We start from the raw sequence: 15,924 nt of genomic DNA on the forward strand, positions 1-15,924 counted from the left end.
CCTACTCCGCAGCGACGGCGAGCGGCGCCGGGCGAAAATCATCTGGAAAATGCGTCAATGCGCTCATGACCGGATAGGGCGTGAAACCGCCGAGCGCGCACAATGATCCGAACTTCATCGTGTTGCAGAGGTCGGTCAGCACCTCGATCTGCTTTTCCGGCTCCACATTGGCGGCAAGGCGGTCGACCACCTCGACGCCGCGCGTCGACCCGATACGGCACGGCGTGCATTTGCCGCAGGATTCGACGGCACAGAACTCCATGGCGAAGCGTGCCTGCTTCAGCATATCGACACTATCGTCGAAGACCACGAGACCGGCATGGCCGATCAGGCCGTCGCGGGCGGCGAAGGCTTCGTAGTCGAAGGGCGTATCGAACAGCGAGACGGGGAAATAGGCGCCAAGCGGGCCACCGACCTGCACCGCCTTCACCGGGCGGCCACTGGCCGTGCCGCCACCGATATCCTCGACGATCTCGCCGAGCGTCAGCCCGAACGCCGCTTCGAAAAGACCGCCATGCTTCACATTGCCGGCGATCTGCAACGGTATGGTGCCGCGCGAACGGCCCATGCCGAAATTCTTGTAGAACGCCGCGCCCTTGTCGAGGATGATCGGCACGGAAGCCAGCGAAATGACGTTGTTGATGACGGTTGGACGGCCGAACAGGCCCTTATGCGCCGGAAGCGGCGGCTTGGCGCGGACGATGCCCCGGCGCCCTTCCAGGCTCTCCAGCAAGGCCGTTTCCTCGCCGCAGACATAGGCGCCGGCTCCAACCCGCACTTCCATGTCGAAGGCCCGGTTCGAGCCGAGCACGGCGGCGCCGAGAACGCCTGCCGCGCGGGCGACGGCGATCGCCTCGTTCATCACGGCGATCGCGTGCGGATATTCCGACCTGATATAGACGTAGCCTTTGGTCGCCTCGACCGCGATGCCGGCGATGACCATGCCTTCGATCAGGACGAAGGGATCGCCTTCCATGATCATCCGGTCGGCAAAAGTGCCGCTGTCGCCTTCATCCGCATTGCAGACAATGTATTTCTGCGGCGAAGCCGTATCGAGCACGGTCTTCCATTTGATGCCGGTGGGAAAGCCAGCGCCGCCGCGACCGCGCAGACCCGACTCCGTGACCTGCGCCACGATGTCGGCGGGGTTCATGGCAAGCGCCGCCTCAAGCCCCGCGAGGCCGCCGAGCCTGCGGTAATCCTCCAGCGAGACCGGATCGGTTATGCCGCAGCGCGCAAAGGTCAGCCGCGTCTGGCGGGCCAGGAATGGCAATTCTTCAGTCAGGCCAAGGGAGAGCGCATGGACGCCGCCCTCGAGCAGGCCGGAATCGAACAGGGCGGCAACGTCGGACGGCTTGACCGGACCATAGGCGACCCTGCCCCGCGGCGTTTCCACCTCGACGAGCGGCTCCAGCCAATACATGCCGCGCGAACCATTGCGCACGATGCGCGCATCGAGACCGCGCTCGCGAATGATCGCTTCGACCTTCTGCGCGACCTTGTCGGCGCCAAGCGCCAGCGCGCCCGAATCCCGTGGAATGAAAATCGTCACGGTCATAGGCGCACCTCGGCCACTATCTCTTCGAGCTTCTCGGCATCGAGACGGCCGATCACCTCGCCGTCGAGCATCGCCGCGGGGGCGCATGCGCACAGGCCGAGACAATAGATGGGCTCGAGCGTGACCGCCTCGTCGGAGGTGGTCTGGTGCCAGTCGATGCCGAGTTGCTGTTTGGCAAGAGCCGCAAGCGCATCGCCGCCCATGGACTGGCAGGCTTCGGCGCGGCAGAGCTTCAACACATGCCGTCCCGCCGGATGATCGCGATAATCGTGGTAGAAGGTGAAAACGCCATGCACTTCGGCACGCGAAATATTCAGCGCCTGGGCAACGATAGGCAACGATTCGGGAGGCACATAGCCGAATTCCTCCTGCAAACCATGCAGGATGGGCAAAAGCGGACCTTCCAAATTCTTGAATTGATCGATTATACCTATCGCCCTTGCAGCGATTTCGGTACCTGCGCTTTGCATTTTTGCAGCGCCCTCCCTAATTGTCTCTCCCACTCCTTAGAACAGATCAAAAAAGAACCGGCAGATCAATATCGCAGTACCGTCGATCGATAGAAATTTTCTATCAACTCATATCCATGGTGGAAGCGAGCGCCCGGGCCTCGTGCAACAGGGCGGATACGAGCGGCGTATGGGGCTCGCGGTCGGCGGCGACGAGGCCGACGAGGTGCCGCGCATCGGGCGCAACGATGGGGATGGCGCGGATAGGCTCGGCGAAACCGAGGCTTTCGGCGAGGTTCAACGGCATGATGCTCACCCATTTGCCGGTGCGGATATGGGAGAAGAGCACGATCATGGAATTGGATTCGAGCGTCGGCTGCACGTCGACGCCGACCTCCAGCAGATGCTTGTTGATCAGGCGCCGGTTCTGCATGTCCTTGGTCAAAAGGCAGAGCGGCAGGCTGCCGACTTCCGCCCAGGTCACGGATTTCCTGTCCGAATAGGCATTCCCCACCGCCGTGATCAGCTGATAGCGCTCGCTGTAGAGCGGCACCGAGGTCACACGGCCGAGCGGCTCATTGTCGAGATAGCTGATGCCGACATCGATCTCGAAATTGCTGAGAAGGGTCAGGACTTCGAGCGAGGTGCGCGAGATGATCGAGAAGGTGACGTCCGGATGTTTCTCGCGAAAGGGCGTCGTCAGGCGGGACACCATCGCCAGCGCGGTCGGGATGGCGGCAATGCGCAAATGCCCGGCAAGCCCGGAATGCGCGGCGCGAATCTCCTCGCGCATCGTGCGCGCATCGCCGACGATCCGCCGCGCCCATTCCAGCACGCGCTGGCCCTCGGAGGTCAGCCCGTTGAAGCGGGAACCGCGCTGCACCAGGACGGCGCCGAGCGTGTTTTCCAATTGGCGGATGGCGGCCGAAAGGGTCGGCTGGGTGACGCCGCATTCCTCGGCAGCGCGGCCGAAATGCTTGTGGTGCGCAAGAGCGATGAAGAACTCCAGCTTGTCGATCATTGTCCACCCTCCGCGCCGCCGCTCCTTGCGCCGGCTAGTCAGCATGCCTTTAAACTGGAAAGCGAAGCAATATGTAGTATGTTGCCTTCAACGATCACATTCCAAGGACAAAAAATGGATATCCGTCAGATCGACGACAATTATGCCGTGACCGGCCAGATCACGCCCGACGACGTTCGCGATATCGCGGCAGCCGGCTACCAGGCCATCATCTGCAACAGGCCCGATGGCGAATCCGCCGACCAGCCCGATTTCGCCGAGATCGCGCGCGTTGCCGAAAAGGCGGGCATACCGATCCACTATGTCCCGGTCGTATCGGGCCAACTGACGCAGGACGACGTCGATGCCATGGCTGCCGCGCTTGAGGAGACCGGCGGCCCGGTGCTCGCCTATTGCCGCTCCGGTGCCCGCTCGACCAATATTTACGGCATCGTCCAGCAGCAGAAGGGCTGAGCGATAGCGCCCGGCCTGATGTAAAGGTCAGTCGAGCGGAATTACCAGGCCGTCCCGCCCTATGGTGAGACGGCCGTTCCATTCGTGCCTCAGCGCTTCCGTCCAGTCCTTAAGGCCTATTGCTGCGTCATCCGAGGGGATCAGGTGATGCAGGACGAGATGGCCGGCATTGGCGGCTGTCGCGATGCGCCCGGCATCGCCCGCCATCGTATGGCTGGCGACAAGATGCTGCCGCAACCGTGCGCCATTGCCGGTGCGGGCGACGAGCCTGTCGATACCCTGTGCCAGCATTGCCTCATGCACGAGGATCGAGGCATTGCGGGCGAAGGCGGCGAGCGGCGGGAAATAGGCCGTATCGCCGGAAAAGACGATGGTTCGGGACCCGGTTTCGATCCTGAGCGCGAAAGCCTCGGCGACAGGCGGATGATCGACACGCAGCGCGCTTATCCTGATCGGCCCGTCCTCAAGTATGATCCCTTCCGCATAGGTCCGGATGTCGACCAGCCGGCGCAGGTCGGGCCGGCCTTCGTCCTCGATGCGCAGGTCGATGTCATAGCGCATGGATTGCAGGAAGCCGGCCCAATAGGCGTCGGTTCCCGCCGGGCCAAGGACGGTCACGCGCTGCGAAAGTCCGGCGGTCCAGGCGGTGTGCAGAAGCGGCCCGAGCTCCAGGACATGGTCGGAATGGAGGTGCGTCACGAGAATCATGTCGAGATCCTTCAGCGACATCCCCGCATCCACCAGCCCGCGCGTCACCCCGAGGCCGCAATCGACGACGATCCGCCTGCCGCAGCATTCGAGCAGCGACGACGTGGGCGAAGGACCGCCGGGGCGTATCGCCGGCCCGCCCTTCGTGCCAAGGAGAACGAGCCGTTCCGCCATTCTAGAAGAATGCCTGGATACCGGTCTGGGCGCGGCCGAGGATCAGGGCGTGCACGTCATGCGTGCCTTCATAGGTATTCACGGTCTCGAGATTCTGGGCGTGGCGCATGACGTGATAGCCGATCTGGATGCCGTTGCCGCCATGCATGTCCCGCGCCACGCGGGCAATATCCAGCGCCTTGCCGCAATTGTTGCGCTTGACGAGGCTGATCATCTCCGGCGCCATCCGGTCCTCGTCCATCAGCCGGCCGACGCGCAACGATGCCTGCAGCCCGAGCGCGATTTCCGTCTGCATGTCGGCGAATTTCTTCTGGAACAGCTGCGTGGCCGCGAGCGGGCGGCCGAACTGCTTGCGGTCGAGCCCGTACTGCACCGTTCGCTGCCAGCAATCCTCGGCGGCGCCCATCACGCCCCAGGAGATGCCGTAGCGCGCCCGGTTGAGGCAGCCGAAAGGTCCCTTGAGGCCCGATACGTTGGGCAATAGCTGTTCTTCGCCGACGACCACGCCGTCGAGCACGATTTCACCGGTGATGGATGCCCGCAGCGACAGTTTCCCGCCGATCTTCGGCGCCGAAAGCCCGGCCATGCCCTTTTCGAGGACGAAGCCGCGAATCTGGCCGTCATGGGCATCGGATTTCGCCCAGACGACGAAGACGTCGGCGATGGGCGAATTGGAAATCCACATTTTCGAACCGGAAAGCCGGTAGCCGTCGGCGACCTTTTCCGCTCGCGTCTTCATGCCGGCAGGATCGGAGCCGGCATCGGGTTCGGTGAGCCCGAAACAGCCGATCCACTCGCCGCTTGCGAGCTTGGGCAGGTATTTCCTGCGCTGCTCCTCCGAGCCATAGGCATAGATCGGATACATCACCAGCGAGGATTGCACGCTCATCATGGAGCGATAGCCGCTGTCGACGCGCTCGACCTCGCGCGCCACCAGCCCGTAGGCCACATAGGATGCGCCGGCAGTGCCATATTCCTCCGGCAGCGTCACGCCGAGGAGCCCGGCCTCGCCCATGAGGCGGAACAGTTCCGGATCGGTCTTCTCCTCCAGATAGGCTTCCTCGATGCGCGGCAGCAGCTCCCCCTGTGCAAACGACCGCGCGCTGTCGCGGATCATCCGCTCGTCTTCGGTCAGTTGATCTTCCAGAAGGAAGGGATCGGTCCACACAAAGGAAGGCTTCGAACTCGACATGTATCTTCTCCTCAATCAGTCAGGGAGAACTATCATCAAACCGCCCGCGATGGCCAGATCATGAGCATGGCAATATTGTTGGGATGTACGGATGCAACCGATTCCGGCGCGGACGCGAATCCGCTATAGATCGGCAATGGCCATCAGACAGCTCAAAGAGACCATCATCAACCAGATCGCCGCCGGTGAAGTCATCGAGCGGCCGGCCAGCGTCGTCAAGGAACTCGTCGAAAACGCCATCGACGCCGGTGCGACGCGCATCGACATCGCCACCGCCGGCGGCGGCAAGAACCTCATCCGCATCACCGATGATGGGTCGGGCATCGTTCCGGACGAACTGGCGCTGGCGGTTTCGCGCCATTGCACGTCCAAGCTGACCGACAATGTCCACGACATCAGGGCGTTGGGATTTCGCGGCGAGGCACTGCCATCCATCGGTTCGATTTCGCGCCTGTCGCTGAAATCCCGCACGCCGGATGCCGATACCGGCTTCGAGATCATGGTCGATGGCGGCCGCATGGCGGGGCCGCGCCCGACGGCCATGAATGGCGGCACCATCGCCGAGGTCCGCGACCTGTTCTTCGCGACGCCGGCGCGGCTCAAATTCATGAAGACCGACCGCGCCGAAGCGGCGGCGATCAGCGATGTCGTCAAGCGGATCGCCATCGCCTTCCCGCATATCCGCTTTTCCATCGCCGGCAGCGACCGCACGCCGCTCGAGCTAGCGGCGGCCGGCAGCGGCGCCGAGGGCGTCATGACCCGCATATCGCAGATTCTGGGACGGGAATTCCGCGACAATGCCCTCGCGATCGATGCGATGCGCGAAGATGTGCGGCTGTCCGGCTTCGTCGGCATCCCGTCTTTCAACCGCGCCAACAGCCTGCAGCAGTTCGCCTATGTCAACGGGCGGCCGATCCGCGACAAGCAGATCTGGGGCGCGATCCGCGCCGCCTATTCGGATGTCATGTCGCGCGACCGCCACCCCGTCGTGGTGCTGTTCATCAATATCGAACCGGAACTGGTCGACGTGAACGTGCATCCGGCGAAGGCCGATGTGCGCTTCCGCGATCCCGGCCTCGTGCGCGGCCTGATCATCGGCGCCATCCGCGATGCGCTCGCCCAGTCGGGCATCCGCGCCGCCACCAGCGGCGCCTCGGCCATGCTGCAATCGTTCAAGCTTGGCGGATCGTCGCCCGCGCCCCAGCCTCAACAATTCTGGCAGGGTGGCAGCGCTGCGCGGAATGCGAACTACTCGCTCGAAACCTCCCCCTATCGGCCCATGGCGGAGAGCGCAGCGGCGCCGGAGACATTCGGCCTTGCCGAAAGCGCAGCGGAATTCCTCTATCGGCCGTCCGAGGCGCTGGCAGCGGATATGCGCGCCGGCGTCAGCGAGGCTCCGCCCGAATTGACGACGATGCCGCTCGGTGCTGCGCGGGCGCAGGTGCATGCCAATTATATCGTATCCCAGACGGACGACAGCCTGGTCATCGTCGATCAGCACGCAGCGCATGAGCGGCTCGTCTACGAGGCGCTGAAGAATGCGCTGCATTCGCGGCCGCTGCCGGCGCAGATGCTGCTTATCCCGGAGATCGTGGACCTGCCCGAGGAGGATGCCGGGAGGCTCGTCGCCCATGCCGAAGCGCTGGCGCGGTTCGGTCTCGGCATCGAGGCCTTCGGCCCCGGCGCGGTGGCGGTGCGCGAGACGCCGTCGATGCTCGGGGAAGTCGATGTCCAGCGCCTGATCCGCGACCTCGCCGACGAGATCGCCGAACATGATACGTCCGACGGGCTCAAGGCCATTCTCGACCATGTGGCGGCGACGATGGCCTGCCATGGATCGGTGCGCGCCGGCCGTCGATTGAAGCCGGAGGAAATGAACGCGCTGCTGCGGCAGATGGAACAGACGCCCGGTTCCGGTACCTGCAATCACGGCCGCCCGACCTATATAGAGCTGAAACTGACCGACATAGAGCGTCTCTTCGGCCGGCGATGAGGCGGTGCCGGCGGCCCGGACTTGACCGTCCCCCGGCACAGGCCATAAATAACTGGAACTTGAACTGGAACGAATTCGATGAACCGATTTGAAGGCCCCGGCTCGCGCGAAGCCAAGATCCGCTACCTCGACGGCGATTTCCAGGTGCTGTCGCCGGGTGCCTATGTGCTTTGCTCCATCACCGCGGAGAAGATCCCGCTCGACGAGCTGAAATATTGGAGCGTCGCGCGGCAGGAAGCCTATGCCGACGCCCGCATCTCCTTTGAGCGCGAGCTGGAGACCAATCCATCGCTGCGCCAGAGGTCGAAAGGATGATACGCCGCGGCGCCATGCTGGCATTGGTGGGCATCGTCGCCGCCGCCTGTACATCGACGGGACCGGCCGAGCCGCCTTCGTTCAGCGGCCCCGCGAAAACCATCGGCGGCGATCTCGTCGGGCCGCCCTATTCCAGACTGTCGGCAAGCTCGGTGATCTTTATCACGGCCTATGACGTGGCCGGCGGCCTTGCCGATCGGGTGATCGCCAGGACGAGCTTTCGCAAGGGCGTCAGCGGGCATTTTCCCGTGCCCTATGAAATCGCCGTTCCGGCCGGTTCGGGCCGGGTAGCGGTCTATGCCGAAATCCGCGATGGCGGCCGGGTACACTTCACCAATGACCGGCAGTACAGCCAGACATCGGCAAGCCGGCTCGATATTCCCATGCGCGAGAGCCCCTTGCGCTACCGCAGCTATCGCGGCGGATTGTAGGCCCGCGTCTTTGCACGCGCGCACGTTTCGCGGATGATGTTCAGCGGCATCTGCGGCTGGCCGAACGAAAGCTCCACCTCCAGCACCAATATCTCATCCGCCAGCTTCTTCGCGGCCGCCCCGCCGCCGAGCAGCCGCACATGATCCTTGGCCGTGGTGACCAATTGCAAGCCCTTCTCCGCCGCCTCCCGCGTCAGTTCGGCGACATCCTCTTCCGTATAGGGGTGGTGATCGGGGAATGACCGGGTGGCGGCGACCGCCGCGCCGCTGTCGCTGAGCGTCGCATAGAACTTGCCGGGGTCGCCGATGCCGGCGAAGGCAAGGAGCGGCCCTTTCACTCCCGACAACGCCACCGGCTGCAGGATGGCCTCGTGGATGGGCTTTGCCGCCCGCGCGGCGCGGCGCACCACCATGTCGCCGCCCTCGCCGCGGCCGATCTTCAGAACCGCATCGGTGCGCACCAATTGATCGACGAGCGGCGCCCGCAACGGCCCGGCGGGAAGGACATGGCCATTGCCTATGCCGCGCCCTGCATCGACGACCATCAGCGCATAGTCAAAATGCAGGCGGGCACTCTGGAAGCCGTCATCCATGATGATGAAATCGCACTGCGCCGCCTGCAATTGCTGCGCGCCGGCGAAACGGTCGGCCGAAACGACAACGGGCGCATGCCTGGCGAGGAGCAATGGCTCATCGCCCACCAGATGGGCTGAATCATGATCGGGATCGACCCGGTGCGCCCCCGAATAGGCGCCGCCATAGCCGCGCGAGACGATGCCCGGGCGCAGGCCGGATGCGGCTGCGGCCTTGGCGAAGGCTATCGCAGTGGGGGTCTTGCCCGCGCCGCCGACGGTGAAATTGCCGATGCACAGGACCGGCGCCGAAATCGCGGGCGGATGCGCCCGCCGGATACGGCGTCCGGCGACCGCACCGTAAATGCTGGCAAGGGGGCTGAGGGCAAGAGCGCGCCAGTCCGGCTTTTCCCACCAGAACGGCGGCGCTTCACTGACCATGGCGCCCCGCCTCCATCATTTCCAGGCGCCTTCGCGATTGCCGAGCCGGGCCTGGAGCACCAGAGGCTGGATGAAGGGCTCAAGCGCGGTCATCGTCCGCGCCAGGGCGCCGCGCATATCCTCGACGGTCTTGACGCCGGCCTCGATCATGACGCGGCGCTCGTCGGGATTGTTGAAGAGGTAGTTGACCGCCCCGGCCAGCATGTCGCGGTCGCGCACCAGCTTCGCCGCACCGTTCTTGATGAGGCGCTGGTAGGACTCGCGGAAGTTCTGCACATTCCGGCCCGAAAGGATCGCCGATTGCAGCATGGCCGGCTCCAGCGGGTTCTGCCCGCCCTGCGCCGTGAGGGAGCGGCCGACGAACGAAATCTCGGCCAGCCGAAGGTAGAGGCCCATGTCGCCGATCGTATCGCCGAGATAAATGTCCGTATCCGGCCGAATGACATCTCCCCGGCTGCGCAAGGCGATGTTCAGCCCGAGTTTCTCGATCTCGGCGACGATCTCGGGCGCGCGGTCCGGATGGCGCGGCACCAGTATCGTCAACAGGTCGCGGTGGCGCGCCTTCAGCATCTGGTGCACCTGCGCCACGATCTCCTCCTCGCCCTGATGGGTGGAGATGGCGGCCCAGGTCTTGCGTGGCCCGATCATGCCCTGCAGCGCTTCGAGTTCGGCTTCGTTGACCGGCGGAATGGCCGTGTCGACCTTGAGATTGCCCGAAACGGTGACGGGCCGCGCCCCGAGCGCGCGGAAACGCTCGCCATCCACATCCGACTGGGCAACGACATGCGCCAGGTTCTCGAACAGCGCTTCGGCGATCGAGGCGCGCTTGTGCCAGGCCGCAAAGGACTTGTCCGACAGGCGGCCATTGACCAGCACCTGCGGAACACGGCGCTTGCCGAGTTCGAGGATCGTCATCGGCCAGATTTCGGATTCGCAGATGACCGCGAGATCCGGCTGCCAATGGCTGAGGAAGCGGTCCACCGCCGGTTTCAGGTCGAGCGGCACATATTGATGGATGACGCGGTCGCCCAGCCGCTCCTGCACCATTTTCGCCGAGGTTACCGTCGCCGTCGTCAGGACGACATGGATGCCCATGTCGGCGATGGTTTCGACCAGCGGCGTGACCGCCGACGTCTCGCCGACGCTGGCCGCATGCACCCAGACAAGCGGACCCTGCGGACGCGCCACGCTGGCGACGCCATAGCGTTCGCCTTGCCGCCCGCGCTCCTCCTTGCCCTTGCTCGCGCGGAAGGCGATGTAGGGACCGACCACGGGAAATGCGAGCGCACCGGCCCAACGATATGTGCCCAGCGCGATACGTGCCCATCTCTCACTCATGCGCACCATCCACCAGTTCATGGACTCTGGCCGTATTGGCATTCAAACTATTGGTCAATTCGATCCTTTTTGCTTCAAGCACGGCGTCATCGGCATCCTGGGGTACGAAAATCGGATCGCCCACGATCAGGCCTGACTTGCCGAACGGCAATGGAATTGTCGTCTTGTCCCAGCTCTTTTCCAGAACTTTTCGCCGTGACGTCAGATAGCAGATAGGAATGATCGGTCGGCCGGACAATTTGGCCAGCAACACGACGCCGATACCGGAATCGCGCGGCGTCCCATGGGGAATATCGGCGATCATCGCTGCTGTCTTGCCCTCCTTGAGGGCGTTTTTCAAGGCAAGCAGCGCCCGCGCGCCACCCTTCTTCGTCCCGCTGCTCCTGTCCCTGCCGCCCGATCCACGGATGATGTCCACGCCGAACCGTTCGGCAACGCGTGCATTCAGTTCCGCATCCTTGCTGCGCGAGAACATGGCGGCGAAGCGCACGCCGTCCGGCATCAGGAAGGGCGCCATCAGGTGCTGGCCGTGCCAGGCGACGGCGATGAAGGGCTCGCCGCCGCGCTTCATGTCATCGAGTTGTGACGATCCCGGCAATCGCGGATTGGTTGCATTCACCAGCCGGAAGAACTGGGTGATCAGCCACACGATCATGGTGCGCACCAGCGGCGAGTTGGCAAGCGGGCCGCGTATGGACCGCCAGAACCGCTTGAGCAGTCCCGGCTTCTTGCGCCGCTTGCTGGTCACGACCGCGTCGTTGTCGATCATATGGCTTTCGGGTTTCACGCGTCAGCTCGGCTTGCCCGTTTCCGGGTCGAGCAGCCTGTGCATGTGGACGATGAAATAGCGCATATGGGCATTGTCCACGGTCTGCTGGGCCTTGGCCTTCCAGGCGCGGTGGGCGCTGTCGAAATTGGGATAAATGCCGACGATGTCGAGATCATCGAGGTCGCGGAACTCCACCTCTCCGAGTTTCTTCAACTCGCCGCCGAAAACCAGATGGAGCAGCTGCTTGGGAGCCGATGTATCACTCATTTTTACCTATCCAAATAGTTGGTGAATTCAGTGCACTTTCTAGCCGAAGGTCGTCGCGGCGGCAACTTTCAACATGTCGTCCATGAACGAGGCGCCGGAAGCGACCAGCGCCCCGTGCCGATAATCGCCACGCTCGGCATCGTGCCGCCCGTAGGTGAGCGCTTCTCCCGCCGCTGTCAAGACGCGCCCGCCCGCCTCCGAAAGTATGAGATCGGCCGCCGCCAGATCCCAGTCATGCGAGTTGGGCCGCACGAAAGTGCCCGCCAGATCGCCCCGCGCCACCATGGCCAGACGATAGGCCAGCGACGCGATATGAGGCGCATGCTCGATGGCGTCCTGGAACTCGCGCGGCAGCTTCTTCAGGTACTGGCCCGGCGCCGCCACGCGAAACGGACGCGTCTGCGGCCGCGAACGGATGATGCCGCCATTGAGGCATGCGCCTTCCCCCGGCAGCGCCGTCATGACCTCTTCCCGCGCCGGACAGTCGAGCACTCCGGCGACGGGGCGGCCGTTTTCGATCACCGCGATACTGATGCACCAGACATTGCCGCCGCCGATGAAATCCCGGGTTCCATCGATGGGATCGACGACGAACAGGCGCTGCCAGGGCGAGGAAGAGCGCTCGTCCACCGTCTCCTCGGAAATCCAGCCATAATCGGGGCGCGCCGCCAGAAGCATGTCCTTCAGGTAGCGGTCTACCGCCAGATCGGCCTCGGTGACCGGCGAATTGCCGGATTTCAGCCAGGTCTGCGGCGACTGCTGGAAGAACGACATGGCGATGCGGCCGGCGCCCATCGCCGCTTCGCGGATCAGTTCGAGATCCAGTCTGTTTTGTTCACTTTCCGGCAAGTGTCATGCCTTCGATGACGAGTGTCGGGCTGGCGATACCGAAATTGCGGTCGATATCGTTGGCGGCGACGAGGTTGAGGAACATGTCCTTGAGATTGGAGGCGATGGTGACCTCGCTCACCGGATAGGTGATTTCGCCGTTCTCGATCCAGTAGCCGGAGGCGCCGCGGCTATATTCGCCGGTCACCATATCGACGCCCTGGCCGAAAAGCTCGGTGCAATAGAAGCCGGTGCCCACATCCCTGATCAATTCCCCGGGAGATTTCTCCCCGGGCTCGATGGCGAAATTCGTTGCGGACGGAACGACGGAAGAGCCGGAACGGACGCCGCGGCCATTGCCCTGCAGGCCGAGTTCGCGCGCCGTGGAGCCCGAAAGCAGCCAGTGCCGGAGCACACCGTCTTCGACCATCGCCAGCGGGACGCCTTCGACGCCTTCGCCATCGAAGGGCCGGGAGTTCGGCCCCCGGACCCGCAGCGGATCGTCCGTGACATGGATGGAACTGCTCAATATCTGCGTGCCCATGCGGTCTTTCAGGAAGCTGGTCTTGCGCGCGACCGAGCTGCCATTGATGGCGCTGGCGATATGGCTGGCAATGCCGCGGGCGACGCGCGGATCGTAGACGACCTTCACCCTGCCCGTGGCGGCCTGGCGGGCGTTCAGCCTCCTCACGGCCCGCTCGCCGGCGGAACGGCCTATGGCGGCGGGGTCTTCGAGTTCGCCGAAATAGAGGCGCGAGGAGAAGTCGTAGTCGCGCTCCATGCCCGTGCCGCTGCCGGCGATGGCGCTGACCGAACGCGAGAAACGCGAGCCCATATAATGGCCGGAAAAGCCGCCGGAGGTGACGAGGACGAGGCCGCCCATGCCGGCCGAGGCGGAACTGCCGCCCGAATTGGTAACGCCTTCCACCGCGAGCGCTGCCTCTTCGGCCGCTAGCGCGGCCTGCGTCAATTGCGCCGCATCGACCGTGGTCGGATCATAAAGTTCGAGATCGCGATATTGCCGCGCCAGCTCCTCCGTCGCCGCGAGGCCCTCGAAAGCGTCTTCCGGGGCGACTTTCGCCATGGCGACGGCGCGCGCGGCCAATGTTTCGGGGTCGGCGCCGCCATTGGCGGAAATGCTGGCGATGCGGCGGCCGACGAAGACGCGCAGCGCAAATTCGTCGCTTTCGGAGGCGTCGGTCGATTCGACCTTGCCGAGCCGGACGCTGACGCTCGTCGAGCGCGAACGCACCACCACCGCATCGGCGGCATCGGCACCGGCGCGCCTTGCAGCTTCGACCAACGCTGTGGCATTGTCTATGAATTCGCGCGAATTGACCGGCTCGACCATTATCATCCCTATGGTTGATTGCATGATAGGATACGAGGACTTATCTGACGAAGATCAGACCACTTCCTCCCCCTATATGGTGCAAATCGGGGTCTATCAAGGCAAACGAGCCCAACGAGCGCCAGAACTTGTCAGATACCGGATTCATATCGGATGCTTTCAGAAAGCGGCAATCTCTATTTCCAGGCCCTGGCCCTTCTGGCCGGCGCGATCATTGCAGCGCCGCTTTTCAAGCGGCTCGGCCTCGGAACCGTGCTGGGCTACCTGGCTGCCGGGCTGCTGATCGGGCCGGTCGCCAATCTGATTACCGACGGTGAACAGGTATTGCATTTCTCCGAGCTCGGCGTCGTCTTCCTGCTGTTCGTCATCGGGCTCGAACTCAAGCCGTCGCGGCTGTGGACCCTGCGCCACGCGATCTTCGGCCTTGGCGCGGCGCAGGTTCTCGTCACCGGTGCGGCATTGACCGGACTGATCGTCGCGCTGGCGCTGATGAGCTGGCAGGCGGCGGTGATCACCGGCTTCGGCCTCGCCCTGTCTTCCACCGCCTTCGCCATGCAGATCCTGGAGGAGCGCGGCGAAACCACCATGCCCCACGGCCAGGTGTCGTTCGCCATCCTGCTGTTCCAGGATCTGGCGATCGTGCCGCTGCTGGCCATGGTCCCGGTCCTCGCACCGGGATCGGCGACGCAGCAGGCGGACCCGCTCGGCAATTTTCTCATCGCGGTGATCTGCATCGGCGCGATCATCGCCGTCGGCCGCTACCTGCTCAATCCGCTGTTCCGCTTCATCGCCAATACCGGCGCCCGCGAAGTGATGATCGCGGCCGCGCTCTTCGTCGTGCTCGGCGCCGCGACGCTGATGCAGTTTGCCGGCCTCTCGATGGCCATGGGTGCATTCATCGCCGGCGTGCTGCTTGCCGAATCCTCCTACCGGCACGAACTCGAAGCCGATATCGAGCCGTTTCGCGGCGTCTTCCTCGGCCTGTTCTTCATGGCCGTCGGCCTCTCGCTCGATCTCGGCGTGATCCTCAACAATTGGTTGAGCATCTTTCTCGCCGTGCCGATCTTCATGGCGGTCAAGGCGCTGCTGGTCTATGTCCTCGCCCGCCTCTTCGGCAGCAATCACAATGACGCGATCCGCGTGGCATTCTTCCTGCCGCAGGGCGGTGAATTTGGTTTCGTGCTGTTTTCCGCCGCCGCCGCGGCCGGGCTGATGGGCGAGGATCTCGCATCCGAACTCGTCGCCATCACCACGCTTTCCATGGCCGTGATGCCGCTATCGGTAGCGCTGGGCAACAGGTTCCTCGTCAACAGGGACAGCGGCGACGAAATCGAAGAGAATTTCGACGGCGCCGGCGCCGATGTGATGATGATCGGCTTCTCGCGCTACGGCCAGATAGCGGCGCAGATCCTGCTGGCAGGCGGATCGGCCGTCACCGTCATCGACGCCTCCGCCGACCGCATCCGCTCTGCCGAGAAATTCGGCTTCCGCATCTATTTCGGCGATGGCACGCGCAAGGAAGTGCTGGAGGCGGCGGGCATAAGGCAGGCGAAGATCGTCGCCGTCTGCACCCACAGGAAGGAGACGACCGACAGGATCGTCGAGCTCATCCAGGCCGAATATCCCGATATCAAGCTCTTCGTGCGCTCCTATGATCGTGTCCACACCTTGAAGCTGCGCAGCCGCGGCGTGCATTATGAACTGCGCGAAACCTTCGAGTCCGGCCTTGTCTTCGGCAGGCGTGCGCTGGAAGAACTGGGCGTGCGGGAAGAGCTCGCCCATGAGATCATGGAGGACATCCGCCGCCGTGACGAGGACCGCCTGCACATACAGGCATCGCAAGGGCTTGCCGCCGGCAATGACCTGCTGCTGACGCGTCCGGTCACGCCCGAGCCCTTGATCAAGCCGCTGCGGGAATCGAAACGCATCGATCTCGCCGAAGGCGCCGCCGCCGAACCGGCGTCGGAGCCAGCCGAATGATCAAGCCCTGACGATCAGGCCCCTGATGATTGGACCCCCGATGACTGGACCCCCAATGATTGGACCCTGGCGGAACGAATCTGA

16 protein-coding genes are annotated in these 15,924 nt (G+C 63.9%); 5 read left to right on the plus strand and 11 right to left on the minus strand.

The genetic code is table 11. The features are described from left to right. Position 1 precedes the first annotated feature (1 nt). The 3 genes from M8997_RS15735 to M8997_RS15745 all read right to left on the minus strand — a co-directional run bounded on the left by M8997_RS15735 (position 2) and on the right by M8997_RS15745 (position 3,028). The gene (locus M8997_RS15735; protein WP_250015121.1) at positions 2 to 1,558 is read right to left on the minus strand and encodes an NADH-quinone oxidoreductase subunit NuoF; all 1,557 of its coding nucleotides are present in this window, start codon (positions 1,556 to 1,558) and stop codon (positions 2 to 4) included. Beyond that, the gene (locus M8997_RS15740) at positions 1,555 to 2,028 is read right to left on the minus strand and encodes a formate dehydrogenase subunit gamma (RefSeq protein WP_250015123.1); all 474 of its coding nucleotides are present in this window, start codon (positions 2,026 to 2,028) and stop codon (positions 1,555 to 1,557) included. Before M8997_RS15740 ends, M8997_RS15735 begins: the two co-directional genes overlap by 4 nt. Positions 2,029 to 2,131: 103 nt before the next feature. Beyond that, positions 2,132 to 3,028 carry a LysR family transcriptional regulator gene (locus M8997_RS15745; protein ID WP_250015125.1) on the minus strand — a complete coding sequence of 299 codons (897 nt, stop codon included), beginning with the start codon at positions 3,026 to 3,028 and terminating at the stop codon, positions 2,132 to 2,134. 114 nt (positions 3,029 to 3,142) lie between these two features. Here M8997_RS15745 and M8997_RS15750 point away from each other — a divergent pair, with 114 nt between their 5' ends. Next, positions 3,143 to 3,481 carry a TIGR01244 family sulfur transferase gene (locus M8997_RS15750; RefSeq protein ID WP_250015127.1) on the plus strand — a complete coding sequence of 113 codons (339 nt, stop codon included), beginning with the start codon at positions 3,143 to 3,145 and terminating at the stop codon, positions 3,479 to 3,481. A gap of 27 nt (positions 3,482 to 3,508) precedes the next feature. Here M8997_RS15750 and M8997_RS15755 read toward each other — a convergent pair whose 3' ends face one another. After that, positions 3,509 to 4,363, minus strand: coding sequence for an MBL fold metallo-hydrolase (locus tag M8997_RS15755; protein WP_250015129.1), 855 nt, complete (start codon positions 4,361 to 4,363; stop codon positions 3,509 to 3,511). 1 nt (position 4,364) lies between these two features. After that, positions 4,365 to 5,555, minus strand: coding sequence for an acyl-CoA dehydrogenase (locus tag M8997_RS15760; protein WP_250015131.1), 1,191 nt, complete (start codon positions 5,553 to 5,555; stop codon positions 4,365 to 4,367). A 136-nt stretch (positions 5,556 to 5,691) separates the two neighbouring features. On the opposite strand from M8997_RS15760, the gene mutL reads away from it, so the two are divergent. The 3 genes from mutL (at position 5,692) to M8997_RS15775 (ending at position 8,294) form a co-directional block, all read left to right on the plus strand. Then, positions 5,692 to 7,548 (plus strand): DNA mismatch repair endonuclease MutL, encoded by a 1,857-nt coding sequence (gene mutL / locus M8997_RS15765; RefSeq protein WP_250015134.1) that lies wholly within the window; start codon positions 5,692 to 5,694, stop codon positions 7,546 to 7,548. A 78-nt stretch (positions 7,549 to 7,626) separates the two neighbouring features. Further along, complete coding sequence (locus M8997_RS15770; RefSeq protein ID WP_250015136.1) at positions 7,627 to 7,863, plus strand: DUF2093 domain-containing protein; 237 nt, start codon at positions 7,627 to 7,629, stop codon at positions 7,861 to 7,863. Continuing rightward, complete coding sequence (locus M8997_RS15775) at positions 7,860 to 8,294, plus strand: YbaY family lipoprotein (protein ID WP_250015138.1); 435 nt, start codon at positions 7,860 to 7,862, stop codon at positions 8,292 to 8,294. Before M8997_RS15770 ends, M8997_RS15775 begins: the two co-directional genes overlap by 4 nt. Here the strand turns inward: M8997_RS15775 and lpxK are convergent. Genes lpxK through M8997_RS15805 form a run of 6 tightly spaced genes read right to left on the minus strand, consistent with a single transcriptional unit; the run spans position 8,276 to position 13,860 of the window. After that, a complete protein-coding gene (gene lpxK, locus M8997_RS15780) occupies positions 8,276 to 9,307 on the minus strand; it encodes a tetraacyldisaccharide 4'-kinase (protein ID WP_250015140.1) in 1,032 nt (343 codons plus the stop codon). The two genes, M8997_RS15775 and lpxK, sit on opposite strands and share 19 nt — an antisense overlap. Positions 9,308 to 9,322: 15 nt before the next feature. After that, on the minus strand, positions 9,323 to 10,645 hold the full coding sequence (gene waaA / locus M8997_RS15785) for a lipid IV(A) 3-deoxy-D-manno-octulosonic acid transferase (protein WP_250015142.1): 1,323 nt from the start codon (positions 10,643 to 10,645) through the stop codon (positions 9,323 to 9,325). Continuing rightward, positions 10,638 to 11,414, minus strand: a complete 777-nt coding sequence (locus M8997_RS15790) for a lysophospholipid acyltransferase family protein (protein WP_250015144.1) — start codon at positions 11,412 to 11,414, stop codon at positions 10,638 to 10,640. The genes waaA and M8997_RS15790 overlap by 8 nt, the downstream gene beginning before the upstream one ends. A 21-nt stretch (positions 11,415 to 11,435) precedes the next feature. Next, a complete protein-coding gene (locus tag M8997_RS15795; protein WP_250015146.1) occupies positions 11,436 to 11,681 on the minus strand; it encodes a DUF4170 domain-containing protein in 246 nt (81 codons plus the stop codon). 39 nt (positions 11,682 to 11,720) lie between these two features. Next, positions 11,721 to 12,530 carry a 3'(2'),5'-bisphosphate nucleotidase CysQ gene (locus M8997_RS15800; RefSeq protein WP_250015149.1) on the minus strand — a complete coding sequence of 270 codons (810 nt, stop codon included), beginning with the start codon at positions 12,528 to 12,530 and terminating at the stop codon, positions 11,721 to 11,723. After that, a complete protein-coding gene (locus M8997_RS15805) occupies positions 12,517 to 13,860 on the minus strand; it encodes a TldD/PmbA family protein (RefSeq protein WP_250015152.1) in 1,344 nt (447 codons plus the stop codon). The genes M8997_RS15800 and M8997_RS15805 overlap by 14 nt, the downstream gene beginning before the upstream one ends. Before the next feature lie 153 nt (positions 13,861 to 14,013). On the opposite strand from M8997_RS15805, the gene M8997_RS15810 reads away from it, so the two are divergent. Further along, positions 14,014 to 15,840 carry a monovalent cation:proton antiporter-2 (CPA2) family protein gene (locus tag M8997_RS15810; protein ID WP_250015154.1) on the plus strand — a complete coding sequence of 609 codons (1,827 nt, stop codon included), beginning with the start codon at positions 14,014 to 14,016 and terminating at the stop codon, positions 15,838 to 15,840. Positions 15,841 to 15,924: the final 84 nt, after the last annotated feature.

It is taken from the genome of Phyllobacterium sp. 21LDTY02-6, from assembly GCF_023554255.2.
In the GTDB taxonomy this organism is placed as follows: Bacteria; Pseudomonadota; Alphaproteobacteria; order Rhizobiales; family Rhizobiaceae; genus Phyllobacterium.